Origin of the sequence: Spirosoma aerolatum (assembly GCF_002056795.1) — a bacterium.
Lineage (GTDB): Bacteria > Bacteroidota > Bacteroidia > Cytophagales > Spirosomataceae > Spirosoma > Spirosoma aerolatum.
In genome coordinates this window covers 1,137,742-1,151,644 of sequence record NZ_CP020104.1, presented here as the reverse complement: position 1 = coordinate 1,151,644, position 13,903 = coordinate 1,137,742, and the positions used below count along the sequence as shown (strand labels likewise).

Annotated in this window: 13 protein-coding genes; 11 read left to right on the top strand and 2 right to left on the bottom strand. The window is 47.8% G+C overall.

The genetic code is table 11. From position 1 onward, the window contains the following. Window positions 1-301 precede the first annotated feature (301 nt). The 3 genes from B5M13_RS04725 (at window position 302) to B5M13_RS04715 (ending at window position 3,680) form a co-directional block, all read left to right on the top strand. On the top strand, window positions 302-1,072 hold the full coding sequence (locus tag B5M13_RS04725) for an FKBP-type peptidyl-prolyl cis-trans isomerase (RefSeq protein ID WP_245859773.1): 771 nt from the start codon (window positions 302-304) through the stop codon (window positions 1,070-1,072). Between the two features lie 120 nt (window positions 1,073-1,192). Beyond that, window positions 1,193-3,307, top strand: a complete 2,115-nt coding sequence (locus B5M13_RS04720; protein WP_080054534.1) for a carboxy terminal-processing peptidase — start codon at window positions 1,193-1,195, stop codon at window positions 3,305-3,307. Window positions 3,308-3,353: 46 nt separating this feature from the next. Continuing rightward, a complete protein-coding gene (locus B5M13_RS04715) occupies window positions 3,354-3,680 on the top strand; it encodes a hypothetical protein (RefSeq protein WP_317046984.1) in 327 nt (108 codons plus the stop codon). A gap of 42 nt (window positions 3,681-3,722) precedes the next feature. On the opposite strand, the gene B5M13_RS04710 is transcribed toward B5M13_RS04715, so the two are convergent. Further along, complete coding sequence (locus B5M13_RS04710; protein ID WP_080054533.1) at window positions 3,723-5,138, bottom strand: MATE family efflux transporter; 1,416 nt, start codon at window positions 5,136-5,138, stop codon at window positions 3,723-3,725. A gap of 139 nt (window positions 5,139-5,277) precedes the next feature. On the opposite strand from B5M13_RS04710, the gene B5M13_RS04705 reads away from it, so the two are divergent. The 5 genes from B5M13_RS04705 (at window position 5,278) to B5M13_RS04685 (ending at window position 10,096) form a co-directional block, all read left to right on the top strand. Then, complete coding sequence (locus B5M13_RS04705; RefSeq protein ID WP_080054532.1) at window positions 5,278-6,048, top strand: DUF4290 domain-containing protein; 771 nt, start codon at window positions 5,278-5,280, stop codon at window positions 6,046-6,048. A gap of 104 nt (window positions 6,049-6,152) precedes the next feature. After that, window positions 6,153-7,460, top strand: a complete 1,308-nt coding sequence (murA, locus tag B5M13_RS04700) for a UDP-N-acetylglucosamine 1-carboxyvinyltransferase (protein ID WP_080054531.1) — start codon at window positions 6,153-6,155, stop codon at window positions 7,458-7,460. A gap of 177 nt (window positions 7,461-7,637) precedes the next feature. Next, complete coding sequence (locus B5M13_RS04695; RefSeq protein WP_080054530.1) at window positions 7,638-8,282, top strand: DUF305 domain-containing protein; 645 nt, start codon at window positions 7,638-7,640, stop codon at window positions 8,280-8,282. Window positions 8,283-8,324: 42 nt separating this feature from the next. After that, window positions 8,325-9,155 carry a bacteriorhodopsin gene (locus B5M13_RS04690; RefSeq protein ID WP_245859771.1) on the top strand — a complete coding sequence of 277 codons (831 nt, stop codon included), beginning with the start codon at window positions 8,325-8,327 and terminating at the stop codon, window positions 9,153-9,155. A gap of 35 nt (window positions 9,156-9,190) precedes the next feature. After that, window positions 9,191-10,096 (top strand): SAM hydrolase/SAM-dependent halogenase family protein, encoded by a 906-nt coding sequence (locus tag B5M13_RS04685; protein WP_080054529.1) that lies wholly within the window; start codon window positions 9,191-9,193, stop codon window positions 10,094-10,096. Between the two features lie 59 nt (window positions 10,097-10,155). On the opposite strand, the gene B5M13_RS04680 is transcribed toward B5M13_RS04685, so the two are convergent. Continuing rightward, window positions 10,156-11,988, bottom strand: coding sequence for an ABC transporter ATP-binding protein (locus B5M13_RS04680; RefSeq protein WP_080054528.1), 1,833 nt, complete (start codon window positions 11,986-11,988; stop codon window positions 10,156-10,158). Between the two features lie 188 nt (window positions 11,989-12,176). Here B5M13_RS04680 and B5M13_RS04675 point away from each other — a divergent pair, with 188 nt between their 5' ends. Genes B5M13_RS04675 through B5M13_RS04665 form a run of 3 tightly spaced genes read left to right on the top strand, consistent with a single transcriptional unit; the run spans window position 12,177 to window position 13,902 of the window. Next, the gene (locus tag B5M13_RS04675; RefSeq protein WP_080054527.1) at window positions 12,177-12,521 is read left to right on the top strand and encodes a PadR family transcriptional regulator; all 345 of its coding nucleotides are present in this window, start codon (window positions 12,177-12,179) and stop codon (window positions 12,519-12,521) included. A 9-nt stretch (window positions 12,522-12,530) separates the two neighbouring features. Next, on the top strand, window positions 12,531-13,202 hold the full coding sequence (locus B5M13_RS04670) for a hypothetical protein (protein ID WP_080054526.1): 672 nt from the start codon (window positions 12,531-12,533) through the stop codon (window positions 13,200-13,202). A gap of 4 nt (window positions 13,203-13,206) precedes the next feature. Continuing rightward, window positions 13,207-13,902 carry a hypothetical protein gene (locus tag B5M13_RS04665; protein ID WP_080054525.1) on the top strand — a complete coding sequence of 232 codons (696 nt, stop codon included), beginning with the start codon at window positions 13,207-13,209 and terminating at the stop codon, window positions 13,900-13,902. Window position 13,903: the final 1 nt, after the last annotated feature.

The window sequence follows — 13,903 nt, the reverse complement described above, 5'->3', positions numbered from 1 at the left end:
AAATGAAGAAATAACGACTGAATCTTAGACTTTTCCGATATTCCTCATCAAAAGTGCGCACCATTGGCTGGCGCTGAACGACCGTTCATCCAAATTAACGGTACTTTAAGGGGCTAAAATTGATTTCTGCCAAATTTTCAACTACTTTTATTTGCCTGATCAGCGACAGGATTAGGCTGAAATTGACAGCCCCCTCATCAACATTTTTTAGCCGAACCTGCTTATCGTTAAACTTTTATCCTATTCATTCACGTTTCAGTAGTATTAGGTCTCAATTCAATTACACCCGTTTTATTTTCGCATGAAGTTTAATCAATGGATGCTGGCCGGTACTGTATCGGCATTAGTAGTTGCTGGTTCCGCCACCGCCCAAGTCAAAAAGCCTGCCGTAAAAAAACCTGCTTTGGCCCCAAAAACAGCCCTGGCTCCCAAGCCAGCAAAAGGCACTTTAACCTCCGAACGCGATTCTCTTAGCTATAGCATCGGCGTCAGTATCGCCCAGAATATCAAGCAGCAAGGTCCAAAAGATGTCAATTCAGCGCTGATTGCTCAGGGTCTTGATGAAGCCCTCAAAGGGGGTACGATGCTGCTGTCGATGGATCAGGTTCAGCAGGTTATTCAGAATTTTTACCAGAAGCAGATGGTCGCCAAAAATGCAGAGGCCATGAAGGCATCGGCTGAGAACAAAAAAATTGGTGAAGCATTTCTGGCCGAGAATAAAACCAAGACGGGTGTAGTAACCACAGCCAGTGGTTTGCAATACTCTATTGAAAAAGAAGGTACCGGTCCTAAACCGACAGCTACTGATCGGGTGAAAGTGCATTATGCTGGCCGATTGCTGGATGGTACTGAATTTGACAGTTCTATCAAGCGCGGTCAACCTGCTGAATTTGGTGTAGGCGAAGTCATCAGAGGCTGGACTGAAGCGCTCCAGTTGATGCCCGTTGGCTCTAAATGGAAACTCTATATCCCCTCTGATTTAGCTTATGGCGACCGGGGTGCCGGTGCCGATATTAAACCCGGCTCAACATTAGTATTCGATGTTGAGTTACTTGATATTGTAAAACAATAACCAAAGAGCGAAAGAATGAAAGAGCGAAAGAGTGAATTGGAACCAAATCGTTTTGCACCAGTGGTTCAGTTTCACTCTTTCATTCTTTCGCTCTTTCGCCGTTAACCTGGGTAATAATAGATGAAGAAGTATCTGGTGACTCTTATGCCCGTGCTGATGCTGAGTTTTCAGCCGGATTTGCCCTCGAATGGTGCTGTAGGCCACGCTTCGTCCCTACAAACCTCGTCTCAATCGTCGACAGCCGATGATTTGAAGCCGACTGTTTCCCAGGAGCGGGTCGAACAACTGGTAGCGAAACTATTGACGACCTACCACTATCGGAAGGTGCGGCTCAATGACTCGCTCTCGTCAGTTGTGTGGGACAATTACCTCAAAGAACTCGACGGTAATAAAACGTATTTATTGGCATCGGATGTCGCGTCGTTCGAAAAATACCGTTATCAGATCGATGATGCCCTGATCAATGGTGATTTAACGGCCGCTTATGACCTGTATAATGTGTTCCGTAAACGGTTCAAAGAGCGCAGCGATTTTGTGAAAGAACAGCTTAAAAAGCCGTTCACGTTCACCGAAGACGAATCCTTCAATACTGATCGAGAGAAAGCCCCCTGGCCTAAAACGGTTGAAGAGCAAAACGACCTATGGCGTAAGATCCTGAAAAATCAGGAGTTGGAACTGCGACTGGGTAATCGGAAAGATAGTGCTGTTGTGGCTACCATGAACCAGCGTTACGCGAATCTGGATAAAGCTTACAACCGCATCAAGAGTGCCGATGTATTCCAGATTTATATGAATTCCTTTGCTGAAGCTCTCGACCCACATACGAACTATTTCTCGCCAACCAATGCCGATCGGTTCAATCAGGAAATGAGCCAGTCGCTGGAAGGGATTGGTGCCATGCTTCAGGAAGACGGTGAGTATATCAAGATAACGCAGGTGTTGCCCGGTGGCCCGGCCTTTAAAAGCAATTTGATCAAAGTAAATGATAAAATTGCCGGGGTGGCACAAGGCGATAATGGAGCAATGGTCAACACCATGAACTGGCAGGTCGATGAAGTCGTCAAACTTATTAAAGGCCCCAAAGGGACCGTTGTACGGATTCAGATTGTCTCGCCCGATGCTATTGCGGGTGCTCCACCAAAAGAAATCCGACTGGTGCGGGAGAAGATCAAACTGGAAGAGCAGCGTGCCAAAAAAGAAATCATTGAAGTAACCGACAATGGTAAACCCTTCAAAATCGGTGTGATTAACATTCCAATGTTCTATCGCGATTTCGAAGGTGCCCGTAAGCGTGAAGAAGGCTTCAGCAGCACCACAAGCGATGTGAAGAAGTTTGTCGAAGAACTTAAAGGCGAAAAAGTAGACGGTATTGTCATTGACCTGCGCGACAACGGCGGTGGTTCGCTTACCGAAGCCATTGACCTGACGGGTATCTTTATTCCGAAAGGTCCGGTAGTTCAGGTGAAAGAATCATCTGGCGAAACCGAGGTGTATGCCGATAAAGACGGTGGAACAACGGTTTATAACGGTCCGCTGGCCGTTCTGGTAAACCGCTTCAGCGCATCGGCTTCCGAAATTTTTGCGGCTGCCATTCAGGATTATAAGCGGGGCATTATCGTCGGTGGTCAAACCTTCGGGAAAGGCACCGTGCAAACGCTGATCGATCTGAACCAGTGGCTTCCCAAAGAACCGGAGAAAGTAGGTCAGGTGAAAATGACTATTCAGAAATTCTACCGGATCAACGGCAGCAGTACGCAACACAAAGGGGTAACGCCCGATGTAGAATTGCCTTCTGCTTTCTCAGCCGAAGAGTACGGTGAAAGCTCACAGCCAAGCGCATTACCCTGGGATCATATTAACTCAACGCGCTATGAGCAGTCGAACGATCTGGACGATAAAGTACTTACTCGTCTCCGCGATCGTTTTGAGCAACGGCTGAAATCGGACCCAGAGCTGAAAAAGCTGGCGCAGGACTTAGCCGATTTCAAGAAAGCGAAAGAAAATACAGTCGTATCACTCCAGGAGTCGAAACGTCGGAAAGAGCGGGAAGAAGCGGAGCGCAAACGGGCTGCTGCCAACAAAGTTTCGCAAATGTCGGCTACGACCGAGGAAACCGGCACGCCATCAACTGCAGCGACTGCCAAGAAGAAAAAAGACCTGTATCTGAATGAAGCTGGTCTGGTATTGGCCGACTACATTCTGGCATCAAATCTGGCCGTGAATAAGAAAATGTAGCGAGTTGCCTCATTTTAATCCTGAAAAGCCTGCATTTCGAACCGAGATGCAGGCTTTTCAGTTTGTAACGCGGGTGGAAACCCGCAAGTATACATGTGGACTGAAAATTGCGGGGCCACCCGCGTTACAAACTGTGTGGTATTTTCTTATTAAACAAGCCGATCTTGAAACAGCACAATTCCAAAGCCTGCAAAGGCAGTCATCGCTGACTGAGGTTGAAACCTTCAATGAACCCTACGAGAACTGGTACGTTTTCACCGTGGAGAAGGAAAGTTATGTTTCGTTCATGGATGACCTTGACCGACAGGGTATTGCTTATGAACTAACGGCCAATCGGCCAACTCGTGCCGAGTTGCTGGAACGTATGCGATGATCGTCTCCCCTCTTACAACAGCAAAGGGTAGGCATTGGCCAATTAAGTTCCCTTTTCCTGTTCTAGTAGAGGGGAAGAGGATGAAGTAAAAGCAGGCAGCTGGACTAGCTTCACCCTACGAAAAAACCGCCAGGTAAGCAGAACGGCTGCTATGGTTAGGCCAGCCAATAAGCCAATCCAGACACCAATGGCGTCCAGACCTAGCGGAAAGGCTAATACGTAGCTTAAGGGTAAGGCCACAATCCAATACGAAAAGAGAGTAATCAGCGTTGGAACATTCACATCGGATAGCCCCCGCAAACTCCCCAATGCCACAACCTGAACTCCGTCGGAAAGCTGGAACACGCCGGCAATGATAACCAGTGAAGCCGCAATGTGCATTACGGCCGGATTGTCGCGGATGTAGAGGGTAACCAGCCATTCGTTGGCCGTTAGAAAGACCAAGGCCATCAGCGTCATGAAACTGATCGACAGCATAAAAGCCGCTATCCCTGCCCGCCGAACCCCTTCCCGACTTCCCCGCCCTACTGACGCGCTTACCCGTATAGCGGCTGCCGACGAAATACCTGTAGCCATCATATACGTCACCGATGCCATATTGATCGCAATCTGGTGAGCGGCCAGTCGATCCTCCCCAAGCCAGCCCACAATCACTACCGCTAGTGAAAACGTAGCTACCTCAAAGAAGAAAGTTAAGCCGCCCGGTATACAGAGCCGCAGAATTTCCCAGGCTTCGGCATTCGTTGGTAATGCCCGGAATTGGGGAAGTAGAAATGGTTTAAAGCGATCTGACCGATAAATGTACATCAGCATAGCTCCCGCCATAAACGTTCGCGATAGGAGCGTAGCGATTGCCGACCCCATCAACCCCATCGCCGGAAAGGGCCCCATCCCTTTAATGAGTAAATAGTTAAACAGTGCATTCAGGAAGAGGGCCGAAAGCGTAATGGCCATAGCGACTCGTGGATAGCGCAACCCATCGCACAGCTGGCGAGCACCCACAAAAACCATCAGCGGTACTAAGGACGCGCTCAGAATCAGCATAAAATCACGGGACAGCCGCGTTACTTCCGCACTCTGACCGAACAGATCAAAATTAAACGCTAATAAGGCCGAAAGACTCCCTAAAATGAAACTCAGCAAAAGTCCCACCCGTAGCCCTGCCCGAAACAGTCGGTTCACCGCAGCCGGGTCGTTTTGGTTTTGCGACTTCGACACCAGAGCCGCCACTACCGTTAAACCGCCTACTCCAATACTCGACATCAGGAACGACAATGAATTGGCCAGCCCGGCAGCCCCTAGTGGAACCGCCCCCAGCAGCCGCCCAACGAATAGATTATCCGTAACACCCATCAATACGACACCCAACTGAGCAATGATAATCGGAACGCTCAGACGAATGGTATCGGTGATTTCGGAGCGGTAACGGGTTAGCAAAGAGGTGGGAGTATAGGACATAGGGGTACTAAATAGAAGTCGATGACAAAGGTAACCTTTCCCACTTGCTTATTCCCTATGCCCCTACTTCTTTGCCCCTTGCCGCTTGGTCCTTTCTTCGTACTTTTGTTTTCTTATTGACATAAACCAGGCAAGGCCTTTGAAAGAATACGGCAGCAGTATCCAAAAGCTGGTTGACAACATGGTCAACATTGAAGATCGGGAGAAGCGTACCCGCTACGCACATATCCTGATCGAGTTAATGCGGCAGATTCATCCCAACATGAAGGATGGACAGGACTACTACAACAAACTGTGGGACGATCTGTATATCATGTCGGGCTTTACTCTCGATGTCGACAGCCCCTATCCCCCTCCATCGGAAGAAGCCCTGGGTAAAAAGCCACAGCGTGTTCCCTACAACACGCACCATCTGAAATTCAAACATTTTGGCCGGAATGTGGATTTACTGGTAGCAAAAGCCGTTGCGCTGGAAGATCAGGAAGAACGTAGAGCGTTTGTTTCATACCTGACTCGCCTGATGCGCACGTTTTACCAGGCCTGGAATAAAGAATCGGTCGAAGATGAAACCATCTATCAAAGCCTGATCGAAATTTCGAACGGAAAACTTTACGACGATATCAAGCTCATCCGAGAAGAAGGGCTGGTGGAGTCTACCCCGCGCGAGCGTACAGGTGATCAGCCCCAGCGTATCAGCGGCAATACGAATTATCGCAATGATCGTAACCGCGACGGAGGGTCGAATCAGGGACGCCAGAACCGCGATGGAGGCAACCGAAACTTTGGCAACCGAAATAATGGGCCAGGCTCTAATCAGGGGCGCCAAAACCGCGATGGCAACCGAAATTTCGGCAATCGCAACGGCGGCTCAGGTGGCCCAAACCGAAACAACGACCGTCGAAGACGGTAATTTTTAACGAATAATGTACAATGAATAATGTGCAATGTTGGCACAGCTATCAACAGCATTATTCATTGTACATTATTCATTATACATTATTCATAATTTCCTAAATGGCATCTTTTCAAATTACAGGTGGACGCCGACTCAAAGGCGAACTTATTCCGCAAGGAGCAAAAAACGAAGCCTTACAGATTCTTTGTGCTGTACTGCTCACCAAGGAGCCTGTTGTGATTCATAATATCCCGAACATTCGCGATGTCAACCAGCTCATCGACCTGCTGGGCGATTTAGGGGTTTGGGTTACCAAAATTGGTGAAAGTTCGTACCGTTTCCAGGCCAGTGATGTTAATCTGGAGTATTTGGAATCCGAGACATATAAGCGAAAAGCAGCCGCCCTGCGGGGCTCGGTTATGCTGCTGGGTCCTATGCTGGCTCGATTCAAAAAAGGACGAATTCCACGGCCAGGTGGCGATAAAATTGGACGTCGTCGGTTGGATACCCATTTTCTCGGCTTTGAGAAGCTGGGTGCCCAGTTTAACTATGATGCGAATGATGGTGGTTATTATCAGGTTGATGCCAGTAACCTACGAGGCACCTATATGCTGCTGGACGAAGCGTCGGTAACGGGGACGGCCAACGTGCTCATGGCCGCTGTTATGGCTGAAGGAATTACCACCATTTATAATGCGGCCTGTGAACCCTACCTACAGCAACTCAGCCGGATGCTCAATTCGATGGGCGCTAAAATTTCGGGGGTTGGCTCCAACCTGCTGACTATTGAAGGCGTATCGGAACTGAAAGGTACTGAGCACACCATGTTGCCCGATATGATCGAAATTGGCTCGTTTATCGGTCTGGCGGCCATGACCCAGTCGGAAATTACGATCAAAAACTGCCGGATTTCTGAGCTGGGCATCATCCCCGACCAGTTTAAGCGACTGGGAATTCAGATGGAATTCCGGGGCGACGATATTTACATTCCCGCCCAGGAGCATTACCAGATCGAGACGTTTCTGGATGGTGGTATGATGACCGTTGCCGATGCTCCCTGGCCAGGATTCACGCCCGATTTACTGAGCATTGTGCTGGTAACAGCGGTTCAGGCACAGGGAACGCTGCTTATCCACCAGAAAATGTTCGAAAGTCGACTCTTCTTTGTGGATAAACTCATCGACATGGGGGCTCAGATTATTCTGTGCGATCCGCACCGGGCTACGGTGGTAGGTCTCAATCGGCAGATGCCCCTAAAAGGTATTCGCATGTCGTCGCCCGATATTCGGGCGGGCGTTGCATTGCTCATTGCGGCTATGTCGGCCAAAGGAACCAGCATTATCGACAGCATCGAGCAGATCGACCGCGGTTACCAGAATATCGATACCCGGCTGAACGCTATCGGTGCCGAGATCATACGGTTATAATAGCAGCTTTTTATAACATAAAGGGGTCATAGTCAGACCCTTTTTTTATTTACTATGCTTATTTATTTGAACAATCCTTATTAATTCAACTAAACCTTCTGGCTTCATTTTTGTCTTTAGTATATAATCCGTTTACTTAGGCGATTGATATTGTCTGTAAAAAACCATTTACAAAGCATGAAAACGCTACAATCCAATTTAGTGATCTGGGGATTAGCCTTCTCTCTGTCTGGAATTTCGTTTGCCGCCTGTGCTCAGGCAACCACAAGTGCCGCCACGTCAACCCAGTCAGCCAATGACCCGGCTAAAACTGCCTTATTGACCCCATTACAACAGACGGTTACGAAAATAAAGAAACTGGTAGCCACTGGAGACCCTGACTTTGATTATGCCTTTCAGGCGAAGATTCATGCTCAGGGCGCTCAGGATTTGTTGAAACAGGAAATTCAAAATGGCAAGGATACATCGCTATTGAAAATGGCAAAAACGCTGTTGCCAGCTACCGAAGCCGATATCAATCTGGTCGATGGTACAATGCGCCAGTTGAAGCCTACTCGCCCGAACCAGGCGTTTACACAACAGCAAAGTCGCAACATTGAGGCCATGAACCTGAAATTGCAGCAAACCGGCACCAGCGACAAACTGACCAGCAATCTGGATAAAAACTTCGCTACCTTACTGGCCGATCAGCGTCAGGACGCTATCGATATGGCTACTACCTACCTGCAATACGGTAAAAACGAAACACTGCGGACGTACGCCCAGCAGTTGATCGACAGATCGAAGAAAGAAATCGAGCAGATTAAGGGAATGCAAAAATAAAAACCCGGTTCCAAGGGCTATATAGAAAAGGGAGGTATATTCATGCCTCCCTTTTTTGTGTTTATGGACGTAGCCAACTCATTTATTCCAACGGCAGGTACAGCAGGCATCCTGCCTATAATTACCTATTTTTTTCTAATTGTAGCGATGCTGGCCTTTGTCGGCAACTTTGTCTTCATACTGCTTTCTTCAACCAAACTATCACTTTCTCCCATACGACCACTCTATAGCCAGATGCCCAATCTGCTGGCTATTTGTGCGTTAACATTGAGCTTTGTGTATTATCTGTTGCAAGCTTATTACCGGGATGTATTGGCGGAGTTACCTACTGTCACGGACCCGAACGACCGCCAAACGCTGCTGCGTGAGTCCTATAACGCCCTTGGTCAGTACCGCTATATGGGCTGGTTCATAACTACTCCATTGTTGCTCCTGCATCTTCTTCTTATCACTACTATCCGGTTCGAATCCATTAAACACCCACTCGCGTCCTTATTGCTATCAGCTTTTTTCATGGTGATTGCCAGTTATATAGGGCACGAACAACTATCGTTCGACAATGAGATTCAGATCGGGCCGAAGCTGACCTGGGGTCTGATTGCCCTCATCGATTATGTATTCATCCTGTTTACGCTAAACCGACTGCGTAATCAACTGGCGGGTGGCGCACTCAGCAAACAACCGCTTATCCGCCTGACGGCCCTATCGGTTATCGGTAGTTGGGGAATTTATTTACTCGGTTATTTCCTGACGCTCCTGCCTATCGATCTCAACTGGATTCACCTTATGTTTACGGTAACAGATCTTATAAGTGTGATTGGCAGTGGTCTGATTGCCTATCTATACAGCTCTCATGAAAATACCGAAAGGTGATTTATAATTCCTCGATACCGTAACCTCCTACCATCATGCATAATCTTTACAAACTCGCTCTCTTTCTCTGGCTATTTGCCTCGCAATCAAGCAATGCCCAAAATGGAATCGTCGTTTTCCAGTCTGATTTTGGGCTAAAAGATGGGGCTGTATCCGCCATGAAAGGGGTAGCAATGGGCGTATCACCTGCGCTCAAATTATTCGACCTTACACACGACATTCCGGCTTACAACATTTGGGAGGCCGCCTATCGATTGCATCAAACGGTTCCTTACTACCCCAAAGGCACGGTGTTTGTATCCGTTTGCGATCCGGGTGTTGGGACCGAACGACATTCGGTCGTGCTGCTGACTAAATCGGGTCACTATATCGTAACGCCCGATAACGGAACTTTGACGCTGGTAGCCGAGCATCTGGGTATTGGCCAGGTCCGGCAGATTGACGAAGCAATCAACCGACTACGGAATTCAAACCAGTCATACACCTTTCACGGGCGTGATGTGTATGCCTATACAGCCGCCCGACTAGCCTCACATACCATTCGTTTCGAACAGGTTGGCCCTAAATTACCAACCGAAGTCGTACGATTACCCTACCAAAAAGCGGAAACAGCCAATGGTATGTTGAAGGGGACCATCCCGGTATTGGATATTCAGTACGGGAATATCTGGAGCAATATCCCCAAGTCGATGATTGACCAGCTTGACATAAAACCGGGGGCCATGGTTCGGGTGCAGATTTTTCAGAACGATCAATCGCTATACGACAAATCCGTTACGTTCGTCAATACCTTCGGCGAAGCACCCGTTGGCGACGACGTAGCCTACATCAACAGTCTGCTCAACTTCTCAATAGCTATCAATCAGGGAAATTTCTCAGAGAAATATAAAGTGTTCAGCGGTCCCGACTGGAGGATTGTCCTTAGTAAGGCGAGCAAGTAAGGCGGGTGGAAACCCGCGCCATCAGCCACCATTGCGGGTTTCCACCCGCTTTACAACAGCTATACATTTTGCATCGTGCTCAGCTTTCGGTAAAAGCCTTCGTCCAGCGAGAGTAATTCATCATGACGCCCGCGCTCCACAATGCGTCCCTGATTGACGACCAGAATCTCATCGGCGTGTTGGATAGTACTCAGTCGATGGGCAATAACGAGCGTTGTCCGGTTGGCCATCAGACGAGTTAGTGCTTCCTGCACCAGTTTTTCCGATTCGGTATCAAGGGCCGATGTAGCTTCATCCAGAATCAGAATCGGCGGATTTTTCAGAATCGCACGGGCAATGCTGATACGCTGACGCTGTCCCCCCGACAGTTTGCCACCTCGATCGCCAATGATGGTCTGGTAACCGTCGGGCTGCGCCATGATGAATTCGTGGGCATTCGCAATCCGAGCGGCTTCCATTACCTGGGCTTCGGTCGCTTTACTACCAAAAGCGATGTTGTTAAAAATGGTGTCGTTGAACAGAATACTCTCCTGCGTCACAATACCCATCTGAGCCCGTAGCGAAGCCATTGTACAGTCGCGCAAATCCACCCCGTCGATTCGAATATTACCTGATGTTGGGTCATAAAAACGGGGAATCAAATCGGCAATGGTCGATTTCCCCCCCCCTGATGAACCAACCAGGGCAATGGTTTTGCCTTTAGTCAGGTCAAAACTAATGTTGCGCAATACGGGCGTATCTTCATTGTAGGCAAACGATACAGACTGTACCGAAATCCGGTCGCTAAACGTACTGAGTGTAATAGCTCCGGGTTTATCCTGAACAGCCGATTGGGTGTCGATCAGTTCCAGAACCCGCTCGCCCGACGCCAGGCCCCGCTGCGAACCACTAAAGGCGTTGGAAATATCTTTGGCCGGGCGCGTCACCTGCGAGAAAATAGCAATGTAGGCAATAAATTGGGCGGCTGTCAGGTCTGATTGACCACTCAGTACCAGCGATCCACCGTAGAGCAAGATTCCGGCTACCACTGCCACACCCATCACTTCAGAAAAGGGAGACGCCAGTTCCCGGCGGTTTGCCAGCGACCGAACAGCCTGTCGATAGCCTTCGTTTTCCTGCCGAAACTTATTGAGAATAAATCCTTCAGCCACAAAGCCTTTTACCACTCGCATACCCCCAAAGGTTTCGTCGAGCAAACTTACCAGGCTACTCAGGCGTTGCTGACCTTCCTGAGCATCGCGTTTCATCCGTCGAACCAATGTGGCAATAAACCCACCCGAAATCGGAATAACGATGATAGCAAACAGCGTCAGTTTTACCGAAATGCTGAGTAAAGCAATGATGTAGCCGATCAGCAAAAACACTTCTTTCGACCCGGCCGACAACGTATTGGCAATGGAGTTTTCGACCTCCTGCACATCTGTCGTAATGCGCGACATCAGATTTCCTTTCCGTTCGTTGGAGAAGAAACCCAGGTGCAGGTGAATTGTCCGGCTAAAAACGGTTTCACGCAGGGTAGCCACCATCCGGGCCTTGAACGACTCTAGTTGTCTGATCGACAGATATTTAAAAACATTACTTAGCAAAACCGATACGATAATAATACCGCACACAAATTGGAGAGCACCGATTTTACCATACTCCTGAAATACCTGAGCAAAGTAATAATTGAAGGCCTCGGTCGGCGATGAGGTAATGGAGGGAGCCGGTTGATTCAGAAACGCCTGCATCCGTTTGGCATCGATCTGTTCGAACAGGATACTCAGCAAAGGAATCAGCAACGTAAAATTAAGCACACCAAACACACTGGCAATCAGCGACGTCAACACAAATGGCGCCAGGAAACGACCCAGTGGTCTGGCAAACGAGAGTAATCGACTATATGTTTTCATTCGTGGTGCAAAGATAACCGAAACGTCGGCCCGGCGGAATTTATCTGATTTAGGGATTAAACAGATTTTGCTCGCATTGCGAATCCATACATCTACGAAATCCTATTCATCCGTAAATCAGCTAAATCCCGATTCAGGCCTATACCTAAGATTTGGATGTATATAATTTCTTTGTGTATATTTGATGCATGAACACGTCCAATAACTCCTCTTTATTGAAAGGTAGCCTGTCGGTGATTATTCTACGTCTACTGGAAGATCGTGACAAGATGTATGGCTACGAGATTACGCAGAAGGTGAAGGAACTAACGGCTGGTGAAATGACCATTACTGAAGGGGCTTTATACCCAGCCTTGCACAAACTCGAAGCCGAAGGGTTACTAACTACCGAAACACAGATTGTGGATGGTCGCGCCCGTAAATACTACTCGCTCACCAAAATCGGGCATACCGAAGCCGCCGGACGCATCGCCGATTTAACCGCCTTTCTGGAAAACCTGAATCTGGTCTTGAAACTGAAACCGAGCCTTTAAACATTAAACATGTCACTTTCGAATAAACAAATTACGGCTCTACGGCACGACCTGATCGGGTTGGCGTCCATTACCTACGACGATTTACTAGCTGAATTAGTTGACCACTATGCTACACTTACCGAACAGAAGATGGCAGCAGGACAGTCATTCGATGAAGCGAGTAAATGGGCCTGGTTCGAGTTAGGTGGTGGCATAGGCCTTGATCACATACAAAAGGACTATGAAAAAAGTATCGTCCGGCAGGTGCGCATTCAGCATAGGGCCATTCTGAAAAGTTATTTTCGCTGGCCCACAATTCTATCGACTGCCCTGCTGTGTTTACTTCTTTTGATACTTGTCCCTTTACTCCCTCCCGACACAGTAGCTACCAGTATTTTCTATCTCGCGTTATCTCCATTAGTACTACTGGTATGGGGGTATTTCAAAAGCGTCGATCAGCGCATTTCAACGGGTAAACTGGTGTGGCAGTACTTTCAAAATCAAGGTATGATTCCCATAAACCTATTACAGATCAGCCTCAATCTGACCAATGGCTTTTCTGAAAAAGGCTCACATACTATTCACGATTTTTTACAAACCTACCCAATAGTATCTGTCCTGATTTGCCTACTGACCCTACTGTATAGCCTTAGTTTTGTTCAGCTTTTCTATAAAAAGTTCTATTATAAACTCGCCTAAAGCCATGCTCAGTACCGATCAACTTCAAGCCATTGACCGCCATTTACGGAAAGACAACTGGTTGGTCAACGAAGAGCTAATCGCCGAACTCAAAGACCATTATGCAGAAGACATTGAAGAACGAGTAACGAATGGTATACAATTCGAAGCAGTCATTCAGGAAATCCATAATGGCTTTGGTGGACGAAAGGGGCTACGGAAAATGGAGGAAGAGTTTCAGAAGGCACAGGCACAGAATAATGGGCGCATTATCCGACAGAAAATAGCCAGTTACTTCCGCTTACCTCGCTTGGTTATTACCTGCCTACTGCTGCTTCTGGTTTATTACAATACACAGACATTAGCCAATGGATTGACTTTAATTTGGAACACTAGTTGGCTACTTGCTGGACTGGTGGTTGGTGTTATTATTTTGAATGCAATGCTGTACGGAATGGCATTCTTTCAATTAATACAGGAATTCCAACAACCCAGTCAGGCAAAAGCCTTCAGCAACGAACTACGTATACTACTTCAGGTTATTACCTCATTTATGAACCTCAGCATCTTCGTGCGGATATGGCTTCCTATTGAACAAATCCTTTTGCGTTACCCATTCATATCCTCAATTATCATCACAGGCTTTATCCTTATTGAACTTGCCACTACTGAACTCCTTTGGGATCGTCTTTATAGAAAGAATAGACCTAAACTTGCTTAAC

Bases quoted from the DNA above. Each gene is read 5' to 3' on its own strand.
- B5M13_RS04720 (WP_080054534.1), top strand. From the start codon at position 1,193: ATGAAGAAGTATCTGGTGACTCTTATGCCCGTGCTGATGCTGAGTTTT.
- B5M13_RS04695 (WP_080054530.1), top strand. From the start codon at position 7,638: ATGAAAACGCTACAATCCAATTTAGTGATCTGGGGATTAGCCTTCTCT.
- B5M13_RS04670 (WP_080054526.1), top strand. From the start codon at position 12,531: ATGTCACTTTCGAATAAACAAATTACGGCTCTACGGCACGACCTGATC.
- B5M13_RS04675 (WP_080054527.1), top strand. From the start codon at position 12,177: ATGAACACGTCCAATAACTCCTCTTTATTGAAAGGTAGCCTGTCGGTG.
- murA (WP_080054531.1), top strand. From the start codon at position 6,153: ATGGCATCTTTTCAAATTACAGGTGGACGCCGACTCAAAGGCGAACTT.
- B5M13_RS04690 (WP_245859771.1), top strand. From the start codon at position 8,325: ATGCCTCCCTTTTTTGTGTTTATGGACGTAGCCAACTCATTTATTCCA.
- B5M13_RS04685 (WP_080054529.1), top strand. From the start codon at position 9,191: ATGCATAATCTTTACAAACTCGCTCTCTTTCTCTGGCTATTTGCCTCG.
- B5M13_RS04665 (WP_080054525.1), top strand. From the start codon at position 13,207: ATGCTCAGTACCGATCAACTTCAAGCCATTGACCGCCATTTACGGAAA.
- B5M13_RS04680 (WP_080054528.1), bottom strand. From the start codon at position 11,988: ATGAAAACATATAGTCGATTACTCTCGTTTGCCAGACCACTGGGTCGT.
- B5M13_RS04725 (WP_245859773.1), top strand. From the start codon at position 302: ATGAAGTTTAATCAATGGATGCTGGCCGGTACTGTATCGGCATTAGTA.
- B5M13_RS04710 (WP_080054533.1), bottom strand. From the start codon at position 5,138: ATGTCCTATACTCCCACCTCTTTGCTAACCCGTTACCGCTCCGAAATC.
- B5M13_RS04715 (WP_317046984.1), top strand. From the start codon at position 3,354: ATGCAGGCTTTTCAGTTTGTAACGCGGGTGGAAACCCGCAAGTATACA.